Here is a 26,377-nt window from a genome sequence, read left to right as displayed (position 1 = left end):
TTATCAGATCTGGACTGAGTGGTTGATCTTGTCGAACACCGGAAGTGCGGCTTCGACGGCGTCGCGTTCCGCCTGGCTCAGCGTTCCGAGGATCCCGGCGATGAATTCGTTACGGCGGCGGTCTGCATTCTCGACGGCGGCTCGTCCCGCCGCGGTCGCGGCGACGCGTACGGCGCGGGAGTCGTCCGGGTCCGCTTCGCGTTTGACCAGGCCTGCGCGCTCAAGCTTGATGATCTGCTCCGTGGCGCTGGGGACCTTGACCCCAAGGTTCCGGGCGATCCCCCCGACGCGGGCACCGCCGTCGAGCGCCATCTTGAGGACCCCAAGCTGGGCCGAGCTGAGTTGCTCCTCGGAATCGAGGCGGCGCATCACGTAGACGCTCTGCCGCAAGGCTTCCCGGAATGATTGGGCGAGGGCGAGGAGCGCGTCGTCAGCTTGATTGGGGTTCATATTTAGGTATCCTAACAGTTAGGATACCTAAATATCAAGGCATGCGGGACTTTGTCTTGGGACCCCTCGAGGCTGCCAGAGCTACAGGGCCAGCTTCATTCCCTCGTGACTGGCCACGAAGCCAAGCCGCTCATAGAAGCGATGGGCATCCTTGCGGGACTTGTCGCTGGTGAGCTGGACCAGGGTGCAGCCCCGGTTCCGGGCCTCTTCGATGGCCCATTGCATCATTGCCGCACCGACGCCATGGTCCCGCAACTCTGCGGCGACGCGCACGGCCTCGATCTGGCAGCGCAGCGAGCCCTTACGAGCCAAGCCCGGGATGAAACTGAGCTGGAAAGTTGCCACGCAAGCACCGTTCAAGTGGCCTACCACCAACAACTGGGCGGGATCCTCGTTGATCTGCTGAAACGCCTGCAGATAGGGTCCGACGTCCTCGGCGTTTTCACGGGAACTACCCAATTGATCCGCGGCGAGCAATCTCAGAATGGCGGGCAGGTCCTCCCAGTGGGCCCGGCGGAGCGTGAAGACTCCTTCGTCCAGAACCATGCTCAATAGCGGCTTCACTCCTGGATTTGCGTGACTCATAACACTAGCCTGACACAAGCTGGCGGATTCGTTTTACGAGCCTTCATGAATTCTGGATGAAACGATCAATCACAAATTCTTGGACGGTTGGAGTTAGTTTGGACTAGCAGATTTGTTAGCCACGTCACCATGCGGCGAATCACCCGAAGGATGCAGATATGTCTCACCAGACAACAACGGGGCAACGCACTGCCTCCAGCAAAGACAGCGAGCCGCATCTGGCGCGCTCACTGAGCAACCGCCACATCCAATTGCTTGCCATCGGCGGCGCCATCGGCACAGGCCTGTTCATGGGCTCCGGAAAGACCATCTCCGTCGCCGGGCCGTCCGTGATCTTCGTGTACATGATCATCGGCTTCATGCTGTTCTTCGTCATGCGCGCCATGGGCCAGCTCCTGCTGTCCAACCTGAACTACAAGTCCTTCAGCGACTTCGCGGGCGACCTCCTTGGTCCCTGGGCAGGCTTCTTCACCGGCTGGACCTACTGGTTCTGTTGGGTAGTAACAGGGGTGGCCGATGTCATCGCCATCGCGGGCTACGCCAATGAGCTCTGGCCGGGGGTTCCGCTCTGGATTCCGGGCCTCGCGACCATCGCCATCCTGCTCCTCCTGAACCTCCCCACGGTGAAGGCTTTCGGCGAGACTGAGTTCTGGTTCGCCCTCATCAAGATCGTCGCCATTGCCGCTTTGATCATCGTGGGCATCGTGATGATCTCGACCGGCTTCAAGTCAGACGCCGGAGCCGCGAGCTTGACCAATCTCTGGAGCCACGGCGGCTTCTTCCCCAAGGAATTCATGGGCTTCGTTGCCGGTTTCCAGATCGCGGTCTTCGCCTTCGTGGGCATCGAACTCGTGGGCACAGCCGCGGCCGAGACCAAGAACCCGGAGCACAACCTGCCCCGCGCCATCAACGCCATCCCGGTCCGCGTCATGCTGTTCTACGTCGGCGCGCTCATCATCCTGATGTCCGTCATCCCATGGACGGAGTTCAAGGCCGGCCACAGCCCGTTCATCGCCATGTTCTCCCTGGCCGGGCTGGGCATCGCGGCAACCGTGGTGAACCTCGTGGTCCTGACCTCCGCCATGTCCTCGGCCAACTCCGGTATCTACTCGACCTCGCGCATGGTGTTCGGCCTGGCGAACGACGGCGATGCCCCCAAGATGTTCGGCCGCCTTTCCAGCCGCAAAGTCCCGCAGAACGCCCTGTTCCTGTCCTGCGTGCTTCTTCTCGGCGGCGTCGCACTGCTCTATGCGGGCAAGGACATCGGAGCAGCCTTCGACATGGTCACCACCGTGTCCGCCGTCTGCTTCATGTTCGTTTGGTCCATCATCCTGGCCAGCTACCTCGTTTTCCGGAAGCGCCGGCCCCACCTGCACGAGGCCTCGACGTTCAAGATGCCCGGCGGCATCGTGATGGTGTGGGTGGTCTTCGCCTTCTTCGCCTTCCTGGTCTGGGCCCTGACGACCCAACCGGACACCCTCACGGCTCTGCTCGTCACGCCGATCTGGTTCGCCGTCCTCGCCGTGGCTTACGCCTTGGTCCGGAAGTCGCCGCTGCACCAGGCCCGTGTGGCCGAGTGGAAAGCCATGGCCGAAACCGAAACGACCGCCGTCGAAACCGCCGCCCGCTAGGACGCCCGCTCACATATAGCGGCAATTCTTCCGACGCCCGCTCACATATAGCGGCGAAACCCGAAACCCTCCTTCACATCATCACGTGAAGGAGGGTTTCGTGTTTCCCACTGCGGTTCATGCCCGGTTACCCTCGGGGACGCTGTCCGGCGCGGCCTTCTTGCTGCTGGCCTCACGGAAAAGGAGCTGGATGAGGCTCGGCTTCTGCGAGAAAGTTGCGACCGCGACATTTTTGCGCACGAATTCGTCCGAGGTGAGTTGCCTCAGCATGGAGTCCGCAAGGTCGGCCCGCGACGTGAAAGTACCGGCTATGTAGTCAACGGCCATCTTGTATTCGGTGACGGACTCGGTCTCGAAAAGACCGGAGGGACGCATAATTGTCCAATCCAGGCCGCTGGCGGCGACGGCGGATTCCATCCGCCGCATGTCCTCATACAGCGTCTTTCCCAGCAGCTTGGTAACGAGGGGCTGCAGCACTTTGTCGAAGAGGAACCCGCCATGCGGGCCGGCGGTGATGTCGGTGGCGCTGGAGCTCACGCAGACCAGCCGGCGGACGCCGTGGTTGCCCATCGCCCGGATGATGTTGCTGGTTCCCACTGAATAGACCGTGATCGGCTGGCGGCTGTATGGAACACCAAGGGTTGAGAGAACGGCATCCTTTCCTTCGACGACGGCACTTACGTCCTCAAAGGTGTACACATCGCCGCCGACGACGCTTAGGCCGGGGGCGGAAAGCGGGAATTCGCGAGGCCTGCGCGTGACAGCAGTGACGACGTGTCCGGCGCCGAGCGCTTGCGCGGTCAGAATCCTTCCGGTGGGGCCGTTTGCCCCGAATACTGCGATCTTCATGTGATGCGGCCTCCGGTAGTCTTGTCCTAGGAAAACCATACAATACCGAAACGATATCATATGAGTTCCATATCAAATCGGGAAGCTGCGAATCCTCGCCTTCGGCGGCGTGCTGTTGCTGAGCTCAAGGCCGAGCTTCGCAGCGTACGAGTGCAACTATCCGTGCTCAATCACCAGGTCGGGGCCAAAGCCGAGCTGAAGGACGTTGACCTCGATTGTCTTGACCTGATCTCGAGCCGGGGGCCGCTTAGCCCGAGCATGTTGGCCAAACACGCCGGCCTGCACCCAGCCACCATGACCGGCATCCTCGACCGACTTGAACGCCGAGGCTGGATTGTCCGGGAACGCGATCCGTCCGACCGGCGCGCCGTGGTGATCCGGGTCCTTCCCGACAGTAACGCCGAGATGTTCCGGCTCTACTCGGGAATGAACAGCCTCATGGACACCATCTGTGCAGACTACGACGATGCTGAAATCGCCGTGATTACCGACTTTCTGCGGCGCGTCCAGGCCGCCGGACGAACGGCGTCGGAAGAACTCGGCAACTAATTGACGCCCGCTTACTTTTAGAGACCAAAGCGCTCACCCTCCTTCACATCAAGTGAAGGAGGGTGAGCTAGCGTTCGGCGAAAAACCCGTATATCTGAGCGAGCGTCCGGGGTTTAGGCCTCGGCCTTGCGGTCTTCGATCAGCTTCAGCACCTGGGGGAACAACGGGTGCGACGACGGCAGGTCAGTGATGCGCTCGACCGCCTCGGCGGCGTCCATCTCGGCAAGCATCCGGGCGAGTTCCACGGCTTCGTCGTCTGCTCCGTCGTCGAACCGCAGGGCAGCGGACATCGCGTCGAGCAAGGCAACGGGAGTGACTCCGCGCTCGGCGAGTTCCGCAGCCGGTCCGATGAACCGTTCGTGCCGGCCCAGCTTGCGGAGCGGAGCACGGCCTACCCGGTTCACAGTGTCCGGCAGGTACGGGTTGGTGAAGCGGGACAGGATCTTCTGCACGTACGCTTCCTGCTCAGCTTCGACGAAGCCGTGTTTGGCCACGAGAAGCTGCTTGGTCTCCTCCAACACGGCCCGCACCCGGGCGGCCACGGAGGCATCGGCCATCGCATCGGAGATCTTCTCGAGGCCGGCGCCGTAGCCGAAGTACGCCGCCGAAGCGTGTCCCGTGTTGACCGTGAACAGCTTCCGTTCGATATACGGACCGAGTTCGTCCACGAAGGTTGCGCCGGGGATCACCGGCGCCTTCCCCGCGAACGGCGTGCGGTCGATGACCCACTCGTAAAAGGTCTCCACAGTGACGTCCAGGCCTTGGCCTGGCGCCTGGTTGGGGACAATCCTGTCCACCGCCGTATTCGCAAACACAGCAGCGGAGGAAAGGTCACCGGCGGCACCGTCCCAAGCGGCTTCCACTTCGGAATGCAGGAGGTCCGTGGCGTTGATCGCGTTCTCGCAGGCCATGACTTGCAACGGAGCCAACGACGGCGAGCGGCCGGCGATCCCCCGCGCGATCACCGGCGCCACGAACTTGAGGATGTGCGGCCCCACCGCGGTGGTGACGAGGTCCGCCGTCGCGATTTCCGCGACGACGGCAACCTCTTCGGTGCCCGAATTCAGGGCCCGGAAACCGGACACGGTCTTGACCGCCGCGTTTTCGCCGACCTCGTGGACCTCGTAGGAGGTCGCGGAGGCGAGCTGGCTGATCAAGGCATCCGCAACATCGGCGAAGACCACCTCATATCCAGCCTCGTGCAGCAGCAAGCCGACGAATCCTCGTCCGATGTTCCCTGCCCCGAAATGGACTGCCTTCACTACGCGTTGACCTTTCCGAACAGATCCAGGACTTCCTGCACCGACGTGGCCTGCTCAAGCTGGGCCACTTGCGCCTTGTCCGTGAAGATCTTGGCGATGGAGGACAGGATGTGGAGGTGCTCGTTGTTGATGCCGGCGACGCCGACGACGAACTTGACCTGCTTGCCTCCCCAGTCGATGCCCTCGGGGTAGCGGACGATCGACACACCGGAGTGCAGGATGTGGTCCTTGGCAGCGTTCGTGCCGTGCGGGATGGCCAGGAAGCTGCCCATGTACGTGGACACGGATTCCTCGCGCTCATGCATGGCGCGAATGTAGCCCATGTCCACGGAGCCGCGGTCCAGCAGGAGCTTGCCGGCTTCGTCGATGGCCGAGTCACGGTCCGTCGCGGTGCCGTTGAGGATCACGCTTTCGGGGAGCAGGACACCCTTGCCCCCGACGGCGGCCGGCTGGGCGGCGTGGGCACCGGCGGCAGGTTCGGCAACCGTCGTCGAGCCCTCAGCGCCGGCTCCGGCGTTGCTGCTCTTGACCAGTTCCACAATCTCTTCGTACCGGGGACTGTTCATGAAGTTGTCCACGGAGACGTGCACGGCGCTGGAGGTGACCGGCCGGGCGCGTTCTGTCAGGTCCTGGTGCGTGACCACGACGTCGTAGGTGTCGCTGAGGTTGGCAATGGCCGAGTTCGTGACCTTGACGTCCGGGAAACCGGCTGCCTTGATCTTGTTGCGCAGCACCGAGGCACCCATGGCGCTGGAGCCCATGCCGGCGTCGCACGCAAACACGATGTTCTCGATGGGACGGGTCAGGACGGCGGTACCGCCACCGGCGCCCAGGAGGGCGGAGGAAACGGAACTCTTCTTGCCCTTGAGCTCTTCCATCCTGGACGTTGCCTGGCCCAGCGCGTCCACATCGGTGGTCTTGCTGGTCCGCAGGATCACGGAGGCGATCAGGAAGGACACTGTGGCTGCGAGGAGCACAGACAGTCCCACGCCAAAGTAGCTGTCCTTCGCCGTCGCGGCAAAGACCGCGATGATGCTGCCCGGGGCTGCCGGCGAACGCAAGCCCGCTCCGGTGACCACCAAGGTGAAGATGCCGGTCATGCCGCCTGCGATCGTGGCGAGGATGAGGATCGGCTTCATGAGAATGTACGGGAAGTAGATCTCGTGGATGCCGCCGACAAACTGGATGAGCGCGGCGCCGGGAGCGGATGCCCGTGCCAGGCCCTTGCCGAAGATCATGTACGCGAGCAGGACGCCGACGCCCGGGCCGGGGTTGGCCTCCAGCAGGAACAGGATGGACTTGCCGTTTTGCAACGCTTGTTCCGTACCGAGCGGCGTGAGGATGCCGTGGTTGACTGCGTTGTTGAGGAACAGGACCTTGGCTGGTTCGATGAAGATGCTGGTCAGCGGGAGAAGTCCGTTGTGGACCAGGAATTCGACGACGGCGCTCGCGCCGTCACTGAAGGCCTTCACCACCGGGCCGATGACCAACATGCCGAAGATGGCCAGGGCGGCACCGACGATGCCTGCGGAGAAGTTGTCGATCAGCATCTCGAAGCCCGGCTTGACCCGGCCTTCCCATACCTTGTCAAGCTTCTTCATGATCCAGGCCGTGAGTGGGCCCATGAGCATGGCACCGATGAACATCGGAATATCCGTACCCACAATCACACCCATGGTGGCGACGGCTCCCACCACGCCGCCGCGGATGCCATGGACCGCCCGGCCGCCGGTGTAGCCAATCAGGAGCGGCAACAGGTACGTGATCATGGGGCCCACGAGTTTGGCCAGGTCCGCGTTGGGCAAGAACCCGGCCGGGATGAACAGGGCGGTGATGATGCCCCATGCAATGAAGGCCCCGATATTGGGCATGATCATGCCCGAAAGGAACGTTCCGAACTTTTGGACACCAACGCGCACGCTGGTGCGCTGTTTCGCAACTGACGCTGTTGCCATTGTGTGAATTCCTAACGCGAGTCCCGCATCAGTGCGGGATCAGTCGATATCTATCGAAGGAGGACAGCTCTAGGAGCTGCTGGAGATTCGGTGAAGCCATTCAAGGAAAAGCTTCAGTTCCGAACTGGATAGCTGGTCTGAATGTGAGGCTTGGAGTGCCGCATTCAGCGCGATTGCCGCAACAACAACGGACGACTTGCCGGAGTCGTCTGCTGCGGCGCCACGGGCTGTTTCCGTGGACACGGCGAAAATCATGGAATCCCGGGTCATGGTGGAGAGCTCGAGGTTCCGGTCTTCCAAAGGCTCTGCAATGAGCATGAGCGTGACGCCAACGTTGGCCGCCAGGATGCTCCTGGCTGCCTCGCGCGGGGGTACGTTGATCTGCCCGGCAATGGCTGCCTTGCTCAGCATCTCCTCCAGAAGCGACTCGGCATCAGCCACGATGGCCGGCCTGCTTTCCGGACGGATGTTGCCGAACATCACCAGGTAAAGGTGCGGTTGGGTAAGTCCGAACTGGACGTGGTTGTCCCACATCCGGCGGACATCCTCCAGGGGTTCCCCAGAGGGTGCGAAGTCCCGCTCTCCCGCCACGTACTCCTCGAAGCCGGCTGCAACGACGGCGTCGAACAGCCCCTCCTTGTCGCCGAAGTGGTGGTAAAGCGTGGGCGCCGTGACGCCGGCAAGTTTGGTGATTTGGCGCGTAGAGACCGGTGACCCGTCCGAATTCGCCAGCAACTCGGCAGCTGCACGGAGCAGCCGAGTTTTGGGCGGAAGCTGGTCATCGAAACTCATAGCCGCTACCCTAGCACCTATAGCAACGCTATATGAAGTGAGTCACAGGAGATTTTTTCGGACCCCGAGGCGCCGCAGCCGGTGGGTCCGATCCGAGAGCAGGAACAGAGGATTTCAGTGCAGAATTTCCAAGGAGTAGGCGTCAGCCCCGGCCGTGTCATTGGCACTATCCGTCAGATGCCCAAACCAGTCAGCGAACCGCCTTCGGGCGAGCAGCTAGCCGTTTCCACCACAGCGGAAGAAGCCGTCGCCGGGCTGAAGGCTGCGGCCCAATCGGTCCACGACGAACTGAAAGCACGCGCGGACAAGGCCAGCGGAGACGGTAAGGCCGTGCTGGAAGCCACCGCGCTCATGGCTAAGGACACCATGCTCTTGAAGTCGGCCACGAAGCTCATCAACAACAACGGCAGCTCCGCCGAACGCGCCATCTGGGAAGCCGGCGCCTCCGTGTCCGAAATGCTCCACAACCTGGGCGGATACATGGCCGAGCGTGCCACCGATGTCTTGGACGTCCGCGCGCGGATCGTCGCCGAACTTCGCGGGGTCCCCGCCCCGGGGATCCCGGCGTCGGACACTCCGTTCATCCTGGTGGCCGAAGACCTCGCCCCGGCCGATACCGCAACGCTGGACCCAGCGATCGTGACAGCACTGGTCACCTCGGGTGGCGGACCGCAGTCCCACACGGCGATCATCGCGCGCTCACTCGGGCTGCCCGCAGTCGTCGCGGCCCGCGGAGTGGACGAAATTCCTGACGGCGCCGAAGCCTTTGTTGACGGCGCAGCCGGTTCACTCTCCCTCGAACCCACCGAAGAGCAGCGCGCGGCCGCCGTCGCGTGGGTCGAAAATGCCGCCACCCTGGCAGTTTTTGACGGAAACGGCACGACGGCGGACGGCCACTTGGTGCCCCTCCTCGCCAACGTCGGCGGGGCCAAGGACGCTGCCGCAGCCGCCGCGCTGGGCGCACAGGGCGTGGGCCTTTTCCGCACCGAATTCTGCTTCCTGGAACGCGACACCGAACCGACCGTTCTGGAACAAGCCGCCGCGTACAGAGGCGTGTTCGATGCCTTCCCGGGAAAGAAAGTGGTGCTCCGGACCCTCGACGCCGGCGCGGACAAGCCCCTTCCCTTCCTCACCGACGCCACCGAGCCCAACCCGGCCCTCGGTGTGCGCGGCTACCGTACCGACTTCACGACGCCTGGCGTTTTGGAGCGCCAGCTCGAGGCCATCGCCATCGCGGCCGGCGAATCAGAAGCTGAAGTGTGGGTCATGGCACCCATGATCTCGACTGCGGCCGAGGCTGCCCGTTTCGCCTCGCTGTGTGGCGCCGCGGGAATCAAGACACCCGGCGTGATGGTGGAAGTTCCCTCGGCGGCATTGACCTCGGCGTCGGTCCTGCGCCACGTGGGCTTCGCGTCGCTCGGCACCAACGACCTCACGCAGTACGCCATGGCCGCCGACCGGCAACTCGGACCCCTCGCCGAACTCAACACCCCCTGGCAGCCCGCGGTTCTCCGCCTCGTGCAGCTGACCGTCGCGGGCTCCGCCGAAGAGGGCAACGGCAAACCCGTTGGCGTCTGCGGCGAGGCTGCCGCGGACCCGGCCCTCGCCGTCGTGCTCGTTGGTCTGGGCGTATCGACACTGTCCATGACCGCCCGGTCTTTGGCCGCCGTCGGAACCGTGCTCAAGACGGTGACGTTGGAACAGGCGCAAGAGCTGGCACGGCTGGCGCTAAGCGCACCCGATGCGCTTGACGCAAAGGCCTGGGTCCGCGCCAAACTGCCGATCCTCGAGGAACTCGGGCTCTGAGCCCAGCCGTACCGTCCTACCTGAACACAAGGAGAAACCATGCCCGAACGCACCGCCACCATCGCCAGCCGCTCCGGACTGCACGCCCGCCCGGCTGCGATTTTTGCTGAAGCCGCGGGGGAATCCCCGGTTGAAGTGACCATCGCGATGGCCGGTTCGCCTGCCGACGACGCGCTCGACGCCGCGAGCATCCTTTCGCTCATGACGCTTGGTGCGGCGAAGGGCGACGTCGTGGTGCTTCGTGCGGAAGGCGACGGCGCCGACGCTGCCCTGGATTCCCTCGTGACACTGCTGGAAACGGACCTCGACGCGGAGTAGGCGGCCGGAAATGCGCAAGCCGGATGCCGCCGTCGCTTTCTATGCCCTGAACATTGCTGCCCGGCGTTCCTTGGCTGGGCAAGCGGCTGGCATTCTGGCCGACGATCTTCGCGCACCGCGTCACGGGCTTCGTCCCGAAGACCTTCCGGTACCCCTTTGACGGCGAGATACCTCCACAAGCCGAGGCGTCGGCCAGGGTCACGTTCTTCGACAACGCCGTAGAGCGCGCCCTTCCAGGGATCGATCAGTTGGTCATCCTCGGCGCCGGCTTCGACACACGCCCGTACCGCCTCCCGCGGGAGACCCCCGTCAACTCCTTCGAGGTAGATGCCCCAAAGACCCAGGCGGTCAAGCGCGAAATACTGGACAAGGCAGGAATCGACGTACACAAGGTCGCGTTCGTGCCCGCGGACTTCGAGAAGGATGATTGGCTCGCCAAACTCGTGGACGCCGGGTTCGACCTCGGGCGTCCGGCGCTTTTCCTCTGGGAAGGCGTCACGATGTACCTCGACCGGGAAGCGATCGAGGACACGCTGCGCAAGGTCGCGAGTTGCGCGAAGGGCAGTTTGCTCGCCTTCGACTACTTCACAACCGAGACTCTCGAGTCGGGCACGCTGTACTGGCGGTTCGGAAGGGCGGCGGCCAAAGCGGCCGGCCAACCGTTGAAGTTCGGCGTGGACAGGACACCGCCCGCGCGGGAGCGCCTATCGGGCCTTCTCCTATCCTCCGGGTTGGCGCTTCTCGAACAGCGTGGGCTTGGTCGCGAGACCAAGAAGAAACGTGCGTGGGGTGGCTTCGCGATCGCCGTGGTGGAGTAGTGCCCTGAGCGAGCGTTCCGTCGATTGGGCTCATATCTGAGCGAGCGTTCGGGATTTTGGCCACATAGGTGAGCGAGCGTCTCAGGGGGTGCGGCTGGGTCCGGGGTGCGGCTGGGTCCGGGGTGGGGGACCCCCTTAGGCGAAAGCGGAGATGCCCGTAATCGAGCGTCCGATAATCAACGCTTGAACAGTCTCTGTGCCTTCATACGTATGGATGCCCTCTATGTCGGCGAAGTGCCGGGCCACGCGGTTGGCCAACAAGATCCCGTTGCCACCGAGCAGGTCGCGTGCGTTCGAGGCGATGCCGCGGGCAGTCCGGGTGCACGTGAACTTCGCGAGCGCCGCCTGCGAGGGAGTCAGCACGCCCTCTTCGTCCAGCCTGGTCATCTGCATGACCATAAGCTGCATGGTGGCGAGCTCGGAATGCATACGGGCAAGACGCTCCTGCACAATCTGCGAGGCAGCCAGCGGCCGGCCGAACTGCCGGCGTTGAGCGGCGTATTGCACCGCGGTTTCGTAGCAGGCAGTGGCATGCCCGACGGCGGACCAGGCCACTCCCAGCCTGGTCGCCAAGAGCACCCGGGCCGTGTCCTTGAAACTCCGTGCACCCGGGAGCACGTTCTTCGACGGGACGAAGACATTCTCAAGGCGGATGTGCGCCTGCCAGATGGCCCGGAGTGACAGCTTGCCTTCGATGGTCGTGGCGGAGTACCCGGGGGAATCCTGCGGGACAAGGTATCCGTGAACCTGCCCGTCGTCACCACGGGCCCAGACGACGGTCAGGCCGCCGATCGAGCCGTTGCCGATCCATTTCTTTTCACCGTTGAGCACATAGCCGCCCTCGACGGGCGTCGCAGTCGTCTCGAGTCCCACCGAATCGGAGCCGTGTGCCGGCTCGGTCAGGGCGAAGGCGCCGTATTCCTCGGCTCGGGAAAGCGCTGGAAGCCAGCGGACCTGCTGCTCAGGGGAACCGCATTCGGCCACGGACCGCAAAGCCAAGCCGCCCTGGACCGCAACAACTGTACCGATGGATCCGTCCCCGCGGCTCAGTTCCATCGTGACCAGTCCGGCGGCGGTCTTACTCATGGCCGGGAACCCGTCGATGCCGATTCCGTCGCGCAGCAGATCAAGTTCGCCCAGGCGCTTCACCAGGTGCAGCGGGTACTCCGCGCGCTCCCAGTACCCCGTGATGACCGGGAGCACTTCGTCCTGGACAAAGGTCCGCGCACGGTCCCAGTAAGCGCGGTCTTCGCGGCTTATGTCCTTGAAAACGGAGGCCGGGTCCGGGTCCAGGGATTCGTTCAGGACGTACTCGGGCTCCATGGTCCCGGCCGGAAAAACAGTGCCCGCCGGGAAAACGGCATCCAGTTCTTCGGAAGTGCTATCGGACGTCGTCGTCATGGGAATCCTCGCTCTGGGTTTGCGATCTGCGACTCCCAGCATGCGCTGACACTCAGTTTCATGTCAAGGAACTCAATGTCAGCGAAGGATTCTGCTGAATCAAACGCTAAGCCAAGGCGTCCCGGACCGCCTGAAGGATCTGTTCCGTACCCGCTGCCGGATCCAGGACAGCAACCACGACGGCGGGACGGCTGCTTTTCTGACGAGGCTCACTACTCGGCTCGCCGGCTGAAACCCGGGCAAAAGTATCAGCCAGAGCTCCCAATTCACGCCCGAGCCGGGCGGCGAAACCTTGGGCTTCAGCTTCCCGCGCATCGCGTTCGCCACGTTCGACACCCTCGACGCGTTCGCCAGCAGCAACAGACCGCAGCCATTGGCGCAGGACGCTGTTGTGCACGGCGACTACCGATGCGGCGAAGGCCACGGCCGTAACCTCCCGACCCTCACCCTCGGGCAGCACAGAAAGGAGATGATTCCTAAATGCCCGCTGATAGCGATGCGTCATAACCAGTTCACGATCGCGAAGGGCCGGCACTTGATGCAGAAGTTCGTAGCGGGCAACGGAAGTCTTCCGGTTGCCCACGTGGTGGCCAAAGACCAAGAGCGCCGCCTCCACGACGGCGTGCAACGGATCCGCCGCCGTTCCCGCGAGGAACTCCTGAACCCGCGCCAGAATACGGTCGTGATCGGCGAAAACGATGTCCTCTTTGGATCCGAACTTGCGGAAAAACGTGCTTCGGCTGATTCCCGCGGCGTCGGCGAGGTCGTCCACGGAGGTCGCGTCGTAGCCTTGCCGCACCAGGAGCTCGATTGCCGCGGCCACGGCAGGGCCTGGATCCGGATTGGCGGGGTAGTTGACCATAGGCGTGAATCTAACACGACGGCGTAACCGCACAGCCTTGAGCGCGGCTAGGCTTCTGCCATGGCATTGATAGCTCCCCGCGTGACGCCTGGCTTGCCCGCGGACGACGCCCGGAACCTGGCGCGCTCACTCCAGGACAGCAACGACATCACCGTCTTCGTGGACGGCACGGTCCACCGGCTGCCGGATGAGGTGAGGGACGCCGTCGTCGACCTCCTTGGCAGGCTGGCCCGGGGCGAAGCGGTGACCGTGAGCAGCGTGGAGGAAATGCTCACGACGTCGAGGGCGGCCGAACTCGCGGGAATCTCGCACACCTACCTGCGGAACATGACCGACCGTGGCGAAATCCCGGTGGAATACCGCGGCACGCACCGCCGCATCAGGCTCGCGGACATCATGGCGTGGTTGGAGACCCAGAAAAAGTCGGCCGCGGGCAACGACGAAACCACGAGCGAGTAGCGAAAGCTAGGCGAGGGCCGCCTTGAGCGCCACGTGGACCCAATCCCGGTAGCGCTCCAGTCCCCAAGCGAAATCCAGCACGAGTGATCGGTAGGTGTCCGGGTGGCCGACCGACCAGATCACGGCCGCGGCTTGCTCGTCGCTCATGCCGGAAGTCAGTGCCCCGCGCCGCCTGAGCGCAGCCGCAGCTTCCGCATAGTTCCGCAGCCGGGTTTCGGCCCGGTCCCGCTCCACTTTTGCCGCTTCAGCGTCGACGGCGGAGGCCTGCCTCATGACGCTGAATAATTGGCTGCTTCTCGGATGCACCTCGGCGAACCAGTCGGCCAACAACGCTAGAACCGCCCCCGCGTCGGCGGCTGCGGCAGTCCGCTCGCGCATAGTCTCCGGGACGGTGCGGGGGGCATCCGGACCCGCGGCCGTCGCGTCAACCACGGCCGAGAGCAGCGCGGCCTTGTTGCCCACGGAGTTGTAGATGGTCTGGATAGCCACGCCTGCTTGCTCGGCAACGGCCCCGATGGTGGTGGCCACGTATCCCCTGCTCAGAAACAGCTGCCGAGCGGCTTCCACAACTGCAGCCTTGGTTGCGACAGCTTGAGCTACCCGCCTGTCATTGTGCCGGATTTCCACGAAAAAAGAATAGCATTCTAGTGACTGGAATGCTATTCTAATGACCTCGAACACCTCAGGAGGCTTCGCGATGGACAGCAATGAGCCAGTGAACACCGTGGTTGTGGGCGCCGGGCAGGCAGGGCTCGCCACCGGATTCCACCTGAAGAAACACCGGCAAGACTTCCTCATCCTGGACTCGCAGGCCCGCGTCGGCGACGTGTGGCGGAACCGATGGGATTCCTTGCGGCTCTTCACCCCGGCGCAGCACGATTCCCTGCCCGGCATGCCATTTCCCGCCGCCCGAGGCAGCTTTCCCGGAAAAGACGCCATGGCCGAATACCTTGAGGAGTACGCCAGGAACTGGGAACTCCCGGTACGCCATGGTGCCCACGTCACCGGCATCGAGCGGGAGGACGGCCGGTTCCGAGTGCAGTCAGGCTCCGGGTCGATCCTGGCCAAGAACGTTGTTGTTGCCACGGGCCCGAACGCGCAGCCAAGGATCCCGGCGTTCGCCGAGGATCTGGATCCCGGCATCCACCAACTCCACGGAGCGGAATACACCAACCCGGACTCGGTTCCACCCGGAGATGTCCTGGTGGTCGGCTCCGGCACCTCCGGCGTCGAAATCGCCCTGGAGCTCGCACCTACCCACCGCACCTACATTGCCGGAACCCCTCCCTTCCACATTCCAAGCCCCGTAACGCGATACGCCGGCGGGCTTTGGTGGCTCTTCATCCACAAGGTATTGAACAGATCCACCCCTATCGGCCGCAAAGTCGCGGTCGGGTTCACGAAGCACGGCGCGCCGCTGATCCGGGCCTCCACCCGAGAGCTCGACGCCGCGGGAGTCACCCGCCTGCCACGGCTGACGGGCACCCGCAAGGGCCAACCCCTGACCGACGAAGGCCACGCGATCCCCGTGTCCACGGTGATCTGGGCTACCGGTTACCAACCGGACTTTGGCTGGATCCGAGGACTTCCCGCGGATGAGGACGGCTGGCCGCTCACTTGCCGGGGCGCCGTTGAACAACTGCCAGGGCTGTTCTTCGTGGGCATGCCCTTCCAATACGGGCTGACCTCGGGCCTCGTGGGCGGGGTCGGCCGCGACGCCGAACACGTCGCAGGACTCATCGCCGGGCAGACTGAAGGTCCGCGGGACTAGGCTCGCGGAAGTTCTTGGCAAAACCGGTTACCCCGCCCGTTATTCAAATGTGACTTTGCATGCCGGCTGTTGTAGCGTCGAGGGGCGACCCAATCCCCAAATGGGCCGCTTCCGGGTTGACGCCGAGCTCTGCCGCAACCCGGAATCCGCCAGACCCGCGGCAGAGACGGGGGACCCAGAGTCTCCGGGCCTACTTCTCCACAGGCCCTCGGGGTGAAGCCGCCACGCGCGGCCGGACGGCCTCGTCCGAACCCGACAGCTAACCTCGAAGGCGTTGAGAGGCAATCACCATGTCCCCAATCATGGATCAGCCTCGCCGTGCCGAAGTGGCGGGCGAGAGCACCAAACCAACCGGACGTCGTCGGGCCAAAGACAGCGAACCGTTCATCGCGGCACCGGCTACTGAACCTTTGAGTTCGACAGCGGAACCCACCCCCGCGGCAACCCGGACGACGGCGGCGCCCACCACTCGCGCGGCCGCCCGCGCAGCCGAACGGAAGCGGGCTTCCCAAGCCAGCGAAACCGCCGCCATTCCGACGGTGCCTGCTGCGACGGTAGCTGCTGAACCAACAGAACCAGCGACCGCCGCCATTCCGACGGTGCCTGCTGCGACAGCTGAGCAAGCCAAACCTGAGAAGGCAGCCACAACGGCACTCCCGGCGGCACCCCGTGCCGCCGTCGGTCCGGCATCGTTCACCGGTTCGTCCTTCAGCCGTGAACCACACGCCGTCCTCAAGAAGGCCGCCAGCATCCGGACGATGAGCAATCGAATGGCAGTGGTTGCAGGTGCCCTAGGCATCTTGTTGACCGCCGGTTCCCTGGGCCAAGCCCTTGAGTTGCCCTTCTTCGGCCAGGAATCCCGCGCCCAGGACGCTGCGAGCGCGGACAACCAAGACTCCACGCAATCCGGCGCTCCTTCCGCGGTGGCAAGTACTTCCCCCAGCGCTGCTGCATCACCTTCGGCAGCTACCCCAAGCGCCAAGTCCGGCCAGACCTCCGCGGGCCCGGCGCAACATTCGCCGCAAGGACCCGCCGCTGTCGAACCGTCGAGTGTCTCGGCACCGTCGATCTCCGTCCAGGTTCCTGCCGTCCCGTCAGCACTGCCCCCAAGCCTTACCCCGGTGCCTGTTCCTTCCAATCCGGTTCCGACCGGGCCAACGACCCCCACCCCGGCTCCCACCCCGGGTCCGACGGGGCCAACCACCCCTACCCCGACTCCGCCCCAGACCGGCACGCCCTCCCCCGCGCCCACAGGTTCTTGGAAGCCGCGGACCCCGGCCAGTCCTAGTCCCACGCCACAGCCCACCCAACCGGGCGTGGATCTTGGGTCGGTTTTGGACGCAGCAACCAAGGCCCTGCAGTGAGGATGGGACAGCATCGAAAGTCTGCCGTCGAGTGGCACGGACGGTGCTGCCGACACACCCGGACACAGATGATTCAGCACCGCCCCGACCGCTGGCGCTGCAGCCTTCAGTTGCGGCAGTTCAACAAGTAAGCCAGCGCGGCTTCCGGTACCAGCGGCTTCAAATCCGCGGACGGCCCGCCCAGCGGCGCGCTTTGAGCGTTGCGTGGAGTTCGAGTCGGGTCGCGCCATTCAGCGGATCAGCACCGATAAGCTGGCGGACCCTGGCCAGCCGGTTGTAAATGCTGCTCCGATGCAGGTGGAGCTTCGCAGCCACGTCCTGCACGGAGCCGTCGCTGTCGTAGAGCAGTTCGAGCACGGGCAGCAGCTCGCCGTTGCGGTCCGCATCCTCGATCTCCTGGAAATGTGCCGAGCCCGAATCGTCCCAGCCACCGGGCGCCTGTAGCCGTTCGAACAATTGGTAAATCCCGGCCGAGCGGCTGTCCACGAGCTCTCCGAGTGGAGGATCGACGGCGGCAGCCTGGGCCGCGAGCTTCGATTGCCGGTACGCCCGGCTCAGCTGCCGGATGACTGAAAACGGCTCGCTGATGCCGAGAATGACGCGGTCCACCTTCCGTCCGGCGCGCTTGGCGAGTTCCAGCTGATAGTGGACCAAGACTTGGGCGTGCTCCGCCCGCCCGCCGGTTTCGCGGAACAACAGGACCGAGTGCGTCTCGGTGCCGGCGCTGAAAAGCACGGAATCGACCCCGATAGTTGCCTGCAGCGCGGCGGAACGGTGCGTCAGGGTCGCCGCGATCGGATCGGAGACGCCGCCACTGTCCTCCGCGTCGAGCACTGTAACCAGCTGCCACGGTCCCCGGCCTTGAATCTCCTTCCATCCCGCCACAGTTGCCACAGCATTGGACTCGCCCTGGCATGCAGCCAGGAATTCCTGCTCACGGCGGCGCCGGAACTCCGACTCGGCCGTATTGGAATCGAGCAACAACGCTGCGAGGAGGTCCAACTCGTCCCGGACGCCCGGCAACTCGGCGAGTATCGCCGTCGCGGTCTGCTCGTCAAGGTCTTGCTGGACCCACAGGTACCCGACGCGGAATCCGCGCACCAGCAGCGGGACGCAGACGCGCCCCACCATCCCGAGTTCCTCATTGGCGGGCACGACGACGGGACGCACGGCGGTGGCAATCCCGTGGGAGAGCTGCCACGCGCTGACGTCCACCGGGACCCGTTTGCTCAGGAGGAAATTCACTCGCACACGGTCGGCGTGGGACTGGTTGGAACTGTAGGCCAGCAGCACGCCGTCGAGGTCTTCCAGGGAGAGGCCGCGGCCCAACTTGAGTGCTACGTCCTCGACGATCTTCTCCACGTCTTGCTGCATGGAGAAAACACTACTTTGCCCCACGAACATCAGGCGACACCTGACGCTCTCAATATCGACAAATGTCGAGTCTTGAGCGGCAAAAACCCCGGAATTCCGGGGAAGCCAGCGACGGCGGCAATCGCCTTTCCTGTCGTCTGGCTCACAGCGGATTTATTCTGGAATCACAGTCCCCCGCAGAGAAAAAGGCCGTTGAAGCCTTTCGAACATGGAGCCCAAAATGATCATCGGTGTCCCCAAAGAGATCAAGAACAACGAATTCCGCGTTGCCATCACGGCCGCGGGCGTTAACGAGTTCCGCACCCACGGCCACACCGTGCTGGTGGAACGGGGCGCAGGCCTGGGCTCCGGTATCACGGACGAGGAATACGCCGTTGCCGGCGCGGAGATCGTGGCCGAAGCCGACGATGTCTGGGCACGCGCTGACATGGTCATGAAGGTCAAGGAACCCATCAAGGCCGAGTACCACCGCTTCCGCAAGGGCCTGATCCTCTTCACCTACCTGCACTTGGCCGCCGAGCCCGAGCTGACCCAGGAACTCATCAACTCCGGCGTCACGGCCATCGCCTACGAAACCGTCCAGGACGGCCGCACCCTGCCCCTCTTGGCACCCATGTCCGAGGTCGCCGGCCGCCTGTCGGTCGTCGTCGGCGCTTCCTCCCTCATGGCTCCGGCCGGTGGCAAGGGCGTGCTGCTGGGCGGCGTCCCGGGTGTCCGCCCGGCCAAGGTCGTTGTCCTCGGCGCCGGTGTTGCCGGTACCAACGCCGCCGCCATGGCCCTGGGCCTGGGCGCGGATGTCACCATCATGGACATCAACATCAACCGTCTCCGCGAACTGGATGCCCTCTACCAGGGCCGCCTGAAGACCGTCGCGTCCAACGCGTACGAGATCGAGAAGTCCGTAGTCGACGCCGACCTCGTCATCGGTTCTGTGCTGATCCCGGGCGCAAAGGCCCCCAAGCTCGTCACCAACGAGCTCGTCTCCCGCATGAAGCCTGGCTCCGTGCTGGTGGACATTGCGGTGGACCAGGGCGGCTGCTTCGAGGACACGCACCCCACCACGCACCAGGAACCCACGTACAAGGTCCACAACACGATCTTCTACTGCGTCGCCAACATGCCGGGCGCCGTTCCGAACACCTCCACCTACGCTCTGACCAACGTCACCCTGCGCTACGCGGTGTCACTGGCCAACCTGGGCGTGAAGGCCGCATTCGACCGCGACCCCGCCCTGGCAGCCGGCCTCAACATCGCCGCAGGCAAGGTCACGCACCGCTCGGTCTCCGAGGCGCACAACCTGCCCCTCGTCGCCGACTGGCACAACCTGGTTTCGGCCTAGTTTCTCTCCGCCTCTAGCGAGCGCGGTTTAACGAGCCCGACGGCGGGGTGCGGCTTCCATGGGAAGCGGCACCCCGCCGTCGGGGTTTTGGTGGAGACAGCGAGGGGTGCAGTTCACTATCGATGGCCTGTCTTATGTAGTTCTTCAATTTTTTTCTAAGTTCTTTCGATTGGACGGGTCTTTTCGGCCTAATAATGTCGTAGGTCCCTGAAATGCTTGGTTTATGGCCGGGATTCGGGGAACACAGCTGATCGGAGCGGGCGCGCTGTCGGGCGGCGCGGGTCCGGATGCTCCTGTGTCAGACGCCTGGGTGCGGGATCTGATCGATGCCGTTGCCTCGTTCCGGCCATACGCCGGCAGCACCGAACCGGGCGGGGGCACCGAACTGATAAGCCAGTTGCGTGCCCTGGAGGATTTGAAGTCCGCGGCCGCGGGTTTGCAGGCGAGGATTGCCGTCGCGTTCGATGCCGCCCAGCGCAGCGCCGAGGCGGCGGCCGGTGTACCGGCCGAGGAGCAGGGACGCGGGGTCGCGGCGCAGGTGGCCCTGGCCCGGCGGGAGTCCCCCGCCCGCGGAGCCCGGCTCCACGGCCTCGCCAAAGCCCTCGTGACCGAAATGCCGCACACCCTGGCCGCCCTGGACGCCGGACGGCTGAACGAATGGCGCGCGACCCTGTTGGTGAAGGAAACCGCCTGCCTGAGCGCCGAAGACCGCTGCGCCGTGGACGAGGAACTCGCCGCGGACACGGGGACCTTCGACGGCGCCGGCGACCGGGCCATCATCGCCGCGGCTAGGACCGCGGCCTACCGGCGGGACCCGCGCTCCGTCACCCAGCGCGCCGGCCACGCCGCGACCGAACGGCACGTCAGCCTGCGCCCGGCCCCGGACACCATGACCTACCTGACCGCCCTGCTTCCCGTCGCCCAGGGGGTGGCCGTGCACGCGGCCCTGTCCCGGCACGCCGACACCCTCCGCTCCTCCGGAGAGACCCGGAGCCGGGGGCAGATCATGGCAGACGCCCTGGTCGAACGCATCACCGGCACCCCAGGCGGGATCAGCGGGGTGGAGGTCCAGCTCGTCATGACCGACCGGACCCTGTTCCAGGGCGAGGCCGAGCCGGCACGCCTGCCCGGCTACGGGATCGTGCCGGCGGGCTGGGCCAGGACACTGCTCACCGGCTACCTTGAGGGCGGTCAAGAACTCAAGGTCTGGCTCCGGCGTCTCTTCACCGCCCCCGGATCCGGGGACCTTGTCGCCGCCGATTCGAGGACGCGGTTATTCCCAGCAGGCATGCGGCGATTCATCCAGGCCCGCGACGACACCTGCCGGACCCCCTACTGCGATGCACCGATCAGGCATTTCGACCATGTCGTCCCGTGGCACGACGGCGCCACAACGAGCCTGGACAACGGGGCGGGCCTGTGCGAATCCTGCAACCACACCAAAGAACTCACCGGCTGGAGAGCAAGAACCAGCCCAGGGACACGGCACGTCCTCGAAATCCGCACCCCCACCGGACATACCTACCGATCCACAGCCCCGCCCCTACCCGGAGTCGGGATACAAGGCACAGACCCACCCGATACCGCCCCGCATTCCAGACGCCGACGCAAGCTACGAAACCACGCCAAAGCACTGAGGTACGCCCGCGTCACCGAACTACAAGCCGCCTGAGCAACTCAGGCGAACACGACGCCGGTTACGGTTTGACCGGGTTTCCCGGGAGGATCTCCGAAGGAACGGGCTGGGGCAAGGGGAGGGTTGGCGTTGGGACCACCGGCGTCGGGATCGTGATAGGTCCCGGGCGGCCCTTGGCGATGTCTTGCAGTCCCTTACGCGGATCCGACTCGGACCCGGTAGTGCCGGGAGTGGCGTGCGGCGCTGGATGCGCGTTGTTTTTGGCCTCAGGGCTGGAGGACTCCGGAGAGGGCGATGCGGGAACGCTTGTTTCCCGGGTGGGCATCGGAACCGGCTCCGGGCGTGTTCCCTGCTGTCGCGGAGCGTTGCCGCCCGATCCAGGGGTGAGCTGGGAGACGACCGATCCCACCACGGCACCCAAGTGTTCAATCGTTCCTGGAATACCGCCGTCGGACGCGGCCGCAGCGGTAGCACCGGCGGCAAGGGAGGCGGCAACGGCAACAGCGGCGAAGGTCAAGCGGCCCTTTTTGCGGCGACGAGCGGCCAGTTCATCAACAGCGGTAACAACGGTAACAGCCTCAACAGGCGCAACAGTCTCAACAGGCGCAATCGCGACTCGGGCCGGTGCCATCAAGGCTTGCACAGCCGCCGAGGGCTGGGGTCGGGTGCTCGCAAGGGCGCGCAGTTCCAGCAACTCGGCCCGGATCTCGTACGCTTCGTCGAGCCCGGCATCAGCAAGCAGGCGGTCAATGCCTTGCTCGCCGAAGGATGCGGATTTTTCGCTCATGATGTGCCATTCCTTAGTAGTGCACGTTCTCTCAGTGCACTCAATGCCCTGCGCTGCAACTGCTTCACGGCTCCTTGGGACTTGCCCATGATGGCCGCTGTTTCTTCCAACGACAGGTCCGCCACGACCCGTAGTGCCAGGACCTCCCGGTAGTCGGGATTAAGGTCGGCCAACAGCTCGGTTACGCCCAGGCCTTCCCCATGCCCGAATGCCTGGTCCTCGGCCGAAGGCGCGCGCCGGGAATCCAGATCGGATTCGTAGGGCGCGGAATCAGGAGTGCGTTCCCGCTTTCGATAGTGATCCACCATTCGCGCGTGCGCTATGGAGAACAGCAGAGTCTTCGCCCCCTGGAGACCTCCCCGGAGGGAATCCAGTTTGGGATAGAGAGCCAGGAACACGTCCTGGGTAACTGCTTCCGGATCGTCTACGCCGCGGGCGCGTAGGTATCCAAACACCGGTCCGGAAAACTCGTTGTAGGCAGCCGTGAAGAGCAGAGCGGGATCTTCGTCGTCCGCCTGCAAATATTCATCAGCCAAAGGGTCAAGCACCCGCGACCCCTCCATCCCACGCAGCGCGGTCATCGTCCCTGGCCTGGGAAATGACCACTGCTGCAGTCTGTTGCGTCGCGGGGCTCCTTGTCATTTAGCCAAGGAGCCCCGCCGTTCAAGCGTAGCCGCAGTGTTACGGGCTAACTGAATCGGACGGCACGTGCACAGGTGCGGTCGGCACGTGGGACGGGACAGCCGGTACAGCAGGGACGGCCGGTGCGGACGGCACTGCGGGAACAGCCGGTACGGCAGGCGTAGCAGGCAGTGCGGCGGTTCCATCGGCGTCAGCCTTGGCGGAAGCGGATCCGTCAGCCTTCAAGCCGGCAGCCTTGCCTTCGGTCACTACAGTTGCGCAGTGCGCGTTGACGTTGGCCTCGCCGCCAGCGGCAACAACCAGTGAGGAGTAGCCGGGCACCTTGGCGTCAGCCTTCAGGCCGCCGTTGAGGAGAGCGGTGCAGAGGCCGAACGCCTCCGGTGAGGTGGCCTTGGCGGACGCGGCCGCTGCTGCGGCCTTGGACTTTGCGTCGTCGATGGCGTCCGTGGCCTTGGACTTAGCGTCGGCAGCGGCGTCAGTCGCCTTGGACGTGGCCGTCTGGGACGCCTCAGCCGTCTTGGACTGTGCAGACTCGGCCGCTTTGGAAGCGACCGGAGCCGGGGCTCCGAGCAGCTCGTGGGCGCTCTTCTGCAGATCGTTGGGAAGCGCTCCGTTGAAGGCCGCGACGCCGGTTCCGCCAACCGCTACAGCTCCGGCGGCAAGGACGCCGGCGGCGATTTTGCTGGTGGCAAGGACAGTGAACAAGGACATGAAACCCTCCGACAAACGTTTTGGGACTACTCCGGCAGCGGCTTTGTCGCTACCGGATGATCAGTGCGGACGTTGTCCACACTCCCCTTACATCGCTGGCGGTCCCGGCGAGGTTACGCCGATCCAAAAAAAACTTTCAGGCGAGCGCCCTGGCCTGCTCAATCAGCCTGAGTACCTCGACCGGCCCGGCCGGATCCACGGGGAGCGGCAAAGCGGAGGCGGCACCGCCGTCGGCGATCTTCTCACCAAGGATCCGGTAGAACTCCTGGTAGGCGCCGCGCTCGGTGGGTACCGAGGTCCGCACGCCGTCGATTTCCAGGGTGCCGTAGTGGTGCGGATCGTCGACGCCGTAGGCGCCGTCTGTGGGCAGCCCGCCCGCCAGGATGAACGGTTCCTGGGGATCGATCCCGAACTTCACGAAGCCGCCCTTGCTGCCCAGGACGCGGAAGCGCGGAGCGTGAAGCTGGCTGTTGACGTTCATGGCGACGTGGCTGGTCACACCGGAGGCGTGCTTTAGAACCAGGAAGACGTCGTCGTCGGCTTTTTCTTGCGGCCGGCGCGCCAGGATTTCAGCGTGGATAACTTCGGCGGGACCGAACATTTGCACGGCCAGGTCCAGCAGATGGGTTCCCAGATCGAAGAGCAGCCCACCGCCGTCGTCGGCCGTGGCGCCGGCCTTCCACGCCTTGCTGATTTCGGGCGCCCACCGCTCCATTGAAGCCTCGCAGCGCATGACCTCGCCCAGCGTCCCGGCGTCGAGCAGCTTCTTCACCGTGAGCGCGTCGCCGTCCCAGCGGCGGTTTTGGTAGACGGTAAGCACGCGGCCCAACCTCGTGGCCAGCTCGATCAGCTCCTGCCCCTGCGCGCTGCTCACGGCGAATGGCTTGTCCACGACGACGTCGACCCCGGCTTCCAGCGCGGCCTTCGCGAGCGGATGATGGGTCGCGGGTGGCGTGCCGAGCACCACGAGGTCCAGCTCCCCGGCAAGCGTCAAGACGTCTTCCGGACCGTCCACGATCCTCGTGCCCGGATACCGCTCCTGGGCTTTGGCCTTGCGGCCCGCGTCCGAAGTGGCTATGACGTCGAGGGAATACGCGGGATTGGCTGCGATGAACGGCGCGTGAAAGACGCTGCCTGAAAGGCCATAGCCGACGACGGCGGTGCGGATCGGTGTGAGGGTCATGCCGCTACGCTACCGGGCCAAGATACCCCTGCGTAGCTTATGTCAGCAGTCTTTCAGCAGGCGCGTAACGAGCTCGCGCCACGACGCCGCCAAGCGCTCCGGCGCGACTCCGTGGGCGCGAAGGGAATGGAGCATGCGCTCGGGATCCAGGGTGGCGCCGAGGGAAAGAGCCAGAAGCCAAGGATCGCGGTCAAGGCCCGCTTCCCGCAGCAGCATCTCGATGTGCCGATGCCACAACACGACCGGCGGGGCGTCGTGCCGGTTTTGCGGTGAATGCTCCGCCGCGGCGCGGGCCAGCTCGCCGTATTCTTCGACATATTTGATGCGCGCTTCGCCGAAGGCAATGAGGCGTTCAAGTGGGGGCGCTCCGGGACCCAGCGGCGGCGGACCGAAGATGAACTCGCGCTGGAATTCCGCTTCGGCGTCGCTCAGGAGGGTCATCATGAGTCCTGCCCTGCTGCCGAAACGGCGGAAAACCGTCCCCTTCCCGACGTCGGCCCGGCACGCGAGCATGTCCATGGTGACGGCGTCCACGCCATGTTCGGCCACGAGATCCCTGGCAGCTTGAAGGAGCCGTTCGCGGTTACGCGCGGCGTCGCTGCGCTCCGGCTGCGTCCCGAAAGGCAATCCGGGCCGGATGGGGATGAGGCTCACAAAAACATTCTAACCTTGGGAATATTAATCGGACCGCAGTCCGTTTAGAATCTACGAAGGCAGCAGAAGCCTCCAAAACCGAGCGCCTGCGGCACCGTCCGCGGCCAGACCCAAGGAGTTCCCATGTCCAAGAACACCGTCCTCGCCCTTGTTGGCAGCCTCCGCGCCGATTCCCACAACCGTAAGCTCGCCGAAGCCATCCAGCTCAACGCCCCGGAAAATGTCGAAGTACAGATCCACGGCTCGCTCGGCAACATCCCGTTCTACAACGAAGACATCGACGTCGAAGGCCAGGTTCCGGCCGAAGCCGCCGCCCTCCGCGCTGCCGCCGCCGCAGCCGACGCCATCCTGCTCGTCACGCCGGAACACAACGGCACCATGCCGGCATCCCTCAAGAACGCCATTGACTGGCTGTCCCGCCCGTTCGGCGCCGGTGCGCTGGCAGGCAAGCCGACCGCCGTCGTCGGTACCGCTTTTGGCCAGTTCGGTGGCGTCTGGGCGCAGGACGAGGCCCGCAAGGCAGCCGGCATCGCCGGCGCCAAGGTCCTCGAGGACGTCAAGCTCGCCGTTCCGGGCTCCATGATCCGCTTCGCCGAGCTGCACCCGAAGGACGACGCCGAAGTTGTTGAGCAGATCAAGGGCATCTTCGAGCCGCTGACCGCCTTCCAGGAAGCCGAAGTAGCAGCCTAGTCCCTGCGGTTCACCCCGCGCGCCGCGAGAATGCCCCTGTCCCGCCGTTGAGGCGTGGGCGGGGGCATTCTTTGTCGATACGATGGCGGCATGGCCGAATACAACCGCCATCCCGACGTCGACGCCTACCTTGAGGCCCTCCCGGGTTGGCAACAAGCCATCGCCGAGCAACTACGCGACCTCATCCATGAAGCCGAGCCTGAAATCGTCGAAACGATCAAGCGCCGCACACGGCCCTACTTCGTCCTCGACGGCAACGTCTGCGCATTGCTCGCGGCCAAGGACCACATCAACTTATTCCTTTACGACGGCGCGGTTGTCCCCGACCCGGACAACATCATCACATCGGGGCAAGGCAACAAGACCGCCCGAATGATCACCTTCCACGAGCACGAGCTGATTCCGCGGGCACCGCTCGTCACCATGCTGCGGCAGATCGCGGCGAACAACCGCGCCGGCGGCTGGCGGAAGATCAAGGGAACAGACTAG

27 protein-coding genes and 1 riboswitch are annotated in these 26,377 nt (G+C 64.6%); of the genes, 12 read left to right on the top strand and 15 right to left on the bottom strand.

Features of this window, described 5'->3' with window-relative positions; translation table 11 throughout:
- Window positions 1-3: 3 nt before the first annotated feature.
- Complete coding sequence (locus tag ABD742_RS23795; RefSeq protein ID WP_234751858.1) at window positions 4-450, bottom strand: MarR family winged helix-turn-helix transcriptional regulator; 447 nt, start codon at window positions 448-450, stop codon at window positions 4-6.
- 81 nt (window positions 451-531) lie between these two features.
- On the bottom strand, window positions 532-1,035 hold the full coding sequence (locus ABD742_RS23790; RefSeq protein WP_059388716.1) for a GNAT family N-acetyltransferase: 504 nt from the start codon (window positions 1,033-1,035) through the stop codon (window positions 532-534).
- 158 nt (window positions 1,036-1,193) lie between these two features.
- Between ABD742_RS23790 and cycA the strand changes: the two genes are divergently transcribed.
- Entirely contained in the window at window positions 1,194-2,666 is a 1,473-nt protein-coding gene (gene cycA, locus ABD742_RS23785; protein ID WP_234751855.1) for a D-serine/D-alanine/glycine transporter, read from the top strand.
- Between the two features lie 117 nt (window positions 2,667-2,783).
- Here the strand turns inward: cycA and ABD742_RS23780 are convergent, their stop codons facing one another.
- The gene (locus tag ABD742_RS23780; RefSeq protein ID WP_234751852.1) at window positions 2,784-3,515 is read right to left on the bottom strand and encodes an NAD(P)-dependent oxidoreductase; all 732 of its coding nucleotides are present in this window, start codon (window positions 3,513-3,515) and stop codon (window positions 2,784-2,786) included.
- 60 nt (window positions 3,516-3,575) lie between these two features.
- Here ABD742_RS23780 and ABD742_RS23775 point away from each other — a divergent pair, with 60 nt between their 5' ends.
- Window positions 3,576-4,064: a MarR family winged helix-turn-helix transcriptional regulator gene (locus tag ABD742_RS23775; protein WP_234751849.1), complete on the top strand. Its 489-nt coding sequence runs from the start codon at window positions 3,576-3,578 to the stop codon at window positions 4,062-4,064.
- A 113-nt stretch (window positions 4,065-4,177) separates the two neighbouring features.
- On the opposite strand, the gene ABD742_RS23770 is transcribed toward ABD742_RS23775, so the two are convergent.
- The 3 genes from ABD742_RS23770 to ABD742_RS23760 form a co-directional block, all read right to left on the bottom strand.
- Window positions 4,178-5,326, bottom strand: coding sequence for a mannitol-1-phosphate 5-dehydrogenase (locus tag ABD742_RS23770; protein ID WP_234751846.1), 1,149 nt, complete (start codon window positions 5,324-5,326; stop codon window positions 4,178-4,180).
- Window positions 5,326-7,281: a PTS mannitol transporter subunit IICBA gene (locus tag ABD742_RS23765; RefSeq protein ID WP_234751844.1), complete on the bottom strand. Its 1,956-nt coding sequence runs from the start codon at window positions 7,279-7,281 to the stop codon at window positions 5,326-5,328. Before ABD742_RS23765 ends, ABD742_RS23770 begins: the two co-directional genes overlap by 1 nt.
- 69 nt (window positions 7,282-7,350) lie before the next feature.
- On the bottom strand, window positions 7,351-8,073 hold the full coding sequence (locus ABD742_RS23760; RefSeq protein WP_234751842.1) for a TetR/AcrR family transcriptional regulator: 723 nt from the start codon (window positions 8,071-8,073) through the stop codon (window positions 7,351-7,353).
- Between the two features lie 117 nt (window positions 8,074-8,190).
- Here ABD742_RS23760 and ptsP point away from each other — a divergent pair, with 117 nt between their 5' ends.
- Genes ptsP through ABD742_RS23745 form a run of 3 tightly spaced genes read left to right on the top strand, consistent with a single transcriptional unit; the run spans window position 8,191 to window position 11,015 of the window.
- The gene (ptsP, locus tag ABD742_RS23755; RefSeq protein WP_234751840.1) at window positions 8,191-9,879 is read left to right on the top strand and encodes a phosphoenolpyruvate--protein phosphotransferase; all 1,689 of its coding nucleotides are present in this window, start codon (window positions 8,191-8,193) and stop codon (window positions 9,877-9,879) included.
- 39 nt (window positions 9,880-9,918) lie between these two features.
- The gene (locus ABD742_RS23750; protein ID WP_234751838.1) at window positions 9,919-10,197 is read left to right on the top strand and encodes an HPr family phosphocarrier protein; all 279 of its coding nucleotides are present in this window, start codon (window positions 9,919-9,921) and stop codon (window positions 10,195-10,197) included.
- Between the two features lie 53 nt (window positions 10,198-10,250).
- Window positions 10,251-11,015 (top strand): class I SAM-dependent methyltransferase, encoded by a 765-nt coding sequence (locus ABD742_RS23745; RefSeq protein ID WP_234751835.1) that lies wholly within the window; start codon window positions 10,251-10,253, stop codon window positions 11,013-11,015.
- A 135-nt stretch (window positions 11,016-11,150) separates the two neighbouring features.
- On the opposite strand, the gene ABD742_RS23740 is transcribed toward ABD742_RS23745, so the two are convergent.
- Window positions 11,151-12,416, bottom strand: coding sequence for an acyl-CoA dehydrogenase family protein (locus ABD742_RS23740; protein WP_372460942.1), 1,266 nt, complete (start codon window positions 12,414-12,416; stop codon window positions 11,151-11,153).
- A 106-nt stretch (window positions 12,417-12,522) separates the two neighbouring features.
- Window positions 12,523-13,278 (bottom strand): TetR/AcrR family transcriptional regulator, encoded by a 756-nt coding sequence (locus ABD742_RS23735; RefSeq protein WP_234751833.1) that lies wholly within the window; start codon window positions 13,276-13,278, stop codon window positions 12,523-12,525.
- Between the two features lie 60 nt (window positions 13,279-13,338).
- Between ABD742_RS23735 and ABD742_RS23730 the strand changes: the two genes are divergently transcribed.
- Complete coding sequence (locus ABD742_RS23730) at window positions 13,339-13,737, top strand: helix-turn-helix domain-containing protein (protein WP_234751832.1); 399 nt, start codon at window positions 13,339-13,341, stop codon at window positions 13,735-13,737.
- Between the two features lie 6 nt (window positions 13,738-13,743).
- Here the strand turns inward: ABD742_RS23730 and ABD742_RS23725 are convergent, their stop codons facing one another.
- Entirely contained in the window at window positions 13,744-14,304 is a 561-nt protein-coding gene (locus tag ABD742_RS23725; protein WP_344789226.1) for a TetR/AcrR family transcriptional regulator, read from the bottom strand.
- Between the two features lie 100 nt (window positions 14,305-14,404).
- Here ABD742_RS23725 and ABD742_RS23720 point away from each other — a divergent pair, with 100 nt between their 5' ends.
- Complete coding sequence (locus ABD742_RS23720) at window positions 14,405-15,508, top strand: flavin-containing monooxygenase (protein ID WP_234751830.1); 1,104 nt, start codon at window positions 14,405-14,407, stop codon at window positions 15,506-15,508.
- 137 nt (window positions 15,509-15,645) lie between these two features.
- A riboswitch (cyclic di-AMP (ydaO/yuaA leader) is annotated at window positions 15,646-15,796 on the top strand.
- Window positions 15,797-15,798: 2 nt separating this feature from the next.
- A complete protein-coding gene (locus ABD742_RS23715) occupies window positions 15,799-16,872 on the top strand; it encodes a hypothetical protein (RefSeq protein WP_234751829.1) in 1,074 nt (357 codons plus the stop codon).
- Between the two features lie 159 nt (window positions 16,873-17,031).
- Here ABD742_RS23715 and ABD742_RS23710 read toward each other — a convergent pair whose 3' ends face one another.
- A complete protein-coding gene (locus tag ABD742_RS23710; RefSeq protein ID WP_234751828.1) occupies window positions 17,032-18,246 on the bottom strand; it encodes a PucR family transcriptional regulator in 1,215 nt (404 codons plus the stop codon).
- A gap of 220 nt (window positions 18,247-18,466) precedes the next feature.
- Between ABD742_RS23710 and ald the strand changes: the two genes are divergently transcribed.
- The gene (gene ald / locus ABD742_RS23705; RefSeq protein WP_234751897.1) at window positions 18,467-19,585 is read left to right on the top strand and encodes an alanine dehydrogenase; all 1,119 of its coding nucleotides are present in this window, start codon (window positions 18,467-18,469) and stop codon (window positions 19,583-19,585) included.
- A 223-nt stretch (window positions 19,586-19,808) separates the two neighbouring features.
- Complete coding sequence (locus tag ABD742_RS23700; RefSeq protein ID WP_234751827.1) at window positions 19,809-21,257, top strand: HNH endonuclease; 1,449 nt, start codon at window positions 19,809-19,811, stop codon at window positions 21,255-21,257.
- 25 nt (window positions 21,258-21,282) lie between these two features.
- On the opposite strand, the gene ABD742_RS23695 is transcribed toward ABD742_RS23700, so the two are convergent.
- From ABD742_RS23695 to ABD742_RS23675, 5 genes are all read right to left on the bottom strand, one after another.
- Entirely contained in the window at window positions 21,283-22,008 is a 726-nt protein-coding gene (locus ABD742_RS23695) for a hypothetical protein (protein WP_234751826.1), read from the bottom strand.
- Window positions 22,005-22,556, bottom strand: coding sequence for an RNA polymerase sigma factor (locus ABD742_RS23690; protein WP_234751894.1), 552 nt, complete (start codon window positions 22,554-22,556; stop codon window positions 22,005-22,007). Before ABD742_RS23690 ends, ABD742_RS23695 begins: the two co-directional genes overlap by 4 nt.
- A gap of 133 nt (window positions 22,557-22,689) precedes the next feature.
- Complete coding sequence (locus ABD742_RS23685) at window positions 22,690-23,361, bottom strand: hypothetical protein (RefSeq protein ID WP_234751825.1); 672 nt, start codon at window positions 23,359-23,361, stop codon at window positions 22,690-22,692.
- Between the two features lie 136 nt (window positions 23,362-23,497).
- On the bottom strand, window positions 23,498-24,544 hold the full coding sequence (locus tag ABD742_RS23680) for a Gfo/Idh/MocA family protein (RefSeq protein WP_234751824.1): 1,047 nt from the start codon (window positions 24,542-24,544) through the stop codon (window positions 23,498-23,500).
- Window positions 24,545-24,586: 42 nt separating this feature from the next.
- A complete protein-coding gene (locus ABD742_RS23675) occupies window positions 24,587-25,198 on the bottom strand; it encodes a TetR/AcrR family transcriptional regulator (protein WP_234751823.1) in 612 nt (203 codons plus the stop codon).
- A gap of 123 nt (window positions 25,199-25,321) precedes the next feature.
- Between ABD742_RS23675 and ABD742_RS23670 the strand changes: the two genes are divergently transcribed.
- Both ABD742_RS23670 and ABD742_RS23665 read left to right on the top strand, forming a co-directional pair.
- Window positions 25,322-25,888, top strand: a complete 567-nt coding sequence (locus ABD742_RS23670) for an NAD(P)H-dependent oxidoreductase (protein ID WP_234751821.1) — start codon at window positions 25,322-25,324, stop codon at window positions 25,886-25,888.
- Between the two features lie 90 nt (window positions 25,889-25,978).
- On the top strand, window positions 25,979-26,377 hold the full coding sequence (locus ABD742_RS23665; RefSeq protein WP_234751819.1) for a DUF1801 domain-containing protein: 399 nt from the start codon (window positions 25,979-25,981) through the stop codon (window positions 26,375-26,377).

Source organism: Arthrobacter ramosus, assembly GCF_039535095.1.
Taxonomy (GTDB): Bacteria; Actinomycetota; Actinomycetes; order Actinomycetales; family Micrococcaceae; genus Arthrobacter; species Arthrobacter ramosus.
The sequence above is the reverse complement of the archived record's forward strand: the minus strand, read 5'-3'. Positions and strand labels throughout refer to the sequence as shown.

Bases quoted from the DNA above. Each gene is read 5' to 3' on its own strand.
- ABD742_RS23795 (WP_234751858.1), bottom strand. From the start codon at position 450: ATGAACCCCAATCAAGCTGACGACGCGCTCCTCGCCCTCGCCCAATCA.
- ABD742_RS23790 (WP_059388716.1), bottom strand. From the start codon at position 1,035: ATGAGTCACGCAAATCCAGGAGTGAAGCCGCTATTGAGCATGGTTCTG.
- cycA (WP_234751855.1), top strand. From the start codon at position 1,194: ATGTCTCACCAGACAACAACGGGGCAACGCACTGCCTCCAGCAAAGAC.
- ABD742_RS23780 (WP_234751852.1), bottom strand. From the start codon at position 3,515: ATGAAGATCGCAGTATTCGGGGCAAACGGCCCCACCGGAAGGATTCTG.
- ABD742_RS23775 (WP_234751849.1), top strand. From the start codon at position 3,576: ATGAGTTCCATATCAAATCGGGAAGCTGCGAATCCTCGCCTTCGGCGG.
- ABD742_RS23765 (WP_234751844.1), bottom strand. From the start codon at position 7,281: ATGGCAACAGCGTCAGTTGCGAAACAGCGCACCAGCGTGCGCGTTGGT.
- ABD742_RS23760 (WP_234751842.1), bottom strand. From the start codon at position 8,073: ATGAGTTTCGATGACCAGCTTCCGCCCAAAACTCGGCTGCTCCGTGCA.
- ABD742_RS23750 (WP_234751838.1), top strand. From the start codon at position 9,919: ATGCCCGAACGCACCGCCACCATCGCCAGCCGCTCCGGACTGCACGCC.
- ABD742_RS23740 (WP_372460942.1), bottom strand. From the start codon at position 12,416: ATGACGACGACGTCCGATAGCACTTCCGAAGAACTGGATGCCGTTTTC.
- ABD742_RS23735 (WP_234751833.1), bottom strand. From the start codon at position 13,278: ATGGTCAACTACCCCGCCAATCCGGATCCAGGCCCTGCCGTGGCCGCG.
- ABD742_RS23730 (WP_234751832.1), top strand. From the start codon at position 13,339: ATGGCATTGATAGCTCCCCGCGTGACGCCTGGCTTGCCCGCGGACGAC.
- ABD742_RS23720 (WP_234751830.1), top strand. From the start codon at position 14,405: ATGACCTCGAACACCTCAGGAGGCTTCGCGATGGACAGCAATGAGCCA.
- ABD742_RS23715 (WP_234751829.1), top strand. From the start codon at position 15,799: ATGTCCCCAATCATGGATCAGCCTCGCCGTGCCGAAGTGGCGGGCGAG.
- ABD742_RS23710 (WP_234751828.1), bottom strand. From the start codon at position 18,246: ATGCAGCAAGACGTGGAGAAGATCGTCGAGGACGTAGCACTCAAGTTG.
- ald (WP_234751897.1), top strand. From the start codon at position 18,467: ATGATCATCGGTGTCCCCAAAGAGATCAAGAACAACGAATTCCGCGTT.
- ABD742_RS23700 (WP_234751827.1), top strand. From the start codon at position 19,809: ATGGCCGGGATTCGGGGAACACAGCTGATCGGAGCGGGCGCGCTGTCG.
- ABD742_RS23695 (WP_234751826.1), bottom strand. From the start codon at position 22,008: ATGAGCGAAAAATCCGCATCCTTCGGCGAGCAAGGCATTGACCGCCTG.
- ABD742_RS23685 (WP_234751825.1), bottom strand. From the start codon at position 23,361: ATGTCCTTGTTCACTGTCCTTGCCACCAGCAAAATCGCCGCCGGCGTC.
- ABD742_RS23680 (WP_234751824.1), bottom strand. From the start codon at position 24,544: ATGACCCTCACACCGATCCGCACCGCCGTCGTCGGCTATGGCCTTTCA.
- ABD742_RS23670 (WP_234751821.1), top strand. From the start codon at position 25,322: ATGTCCAAGAACACCGTCCTCGCCCTTGTTGGCAGCCTCCGCGCCGAT.
- ABD742_RS23665 (WP_234751819.1), top strand. From the start codon at position 25,979: ATGGCCGAATACAACCGCCATCCCGACGTCGACGCCTACCTTGAGGCC.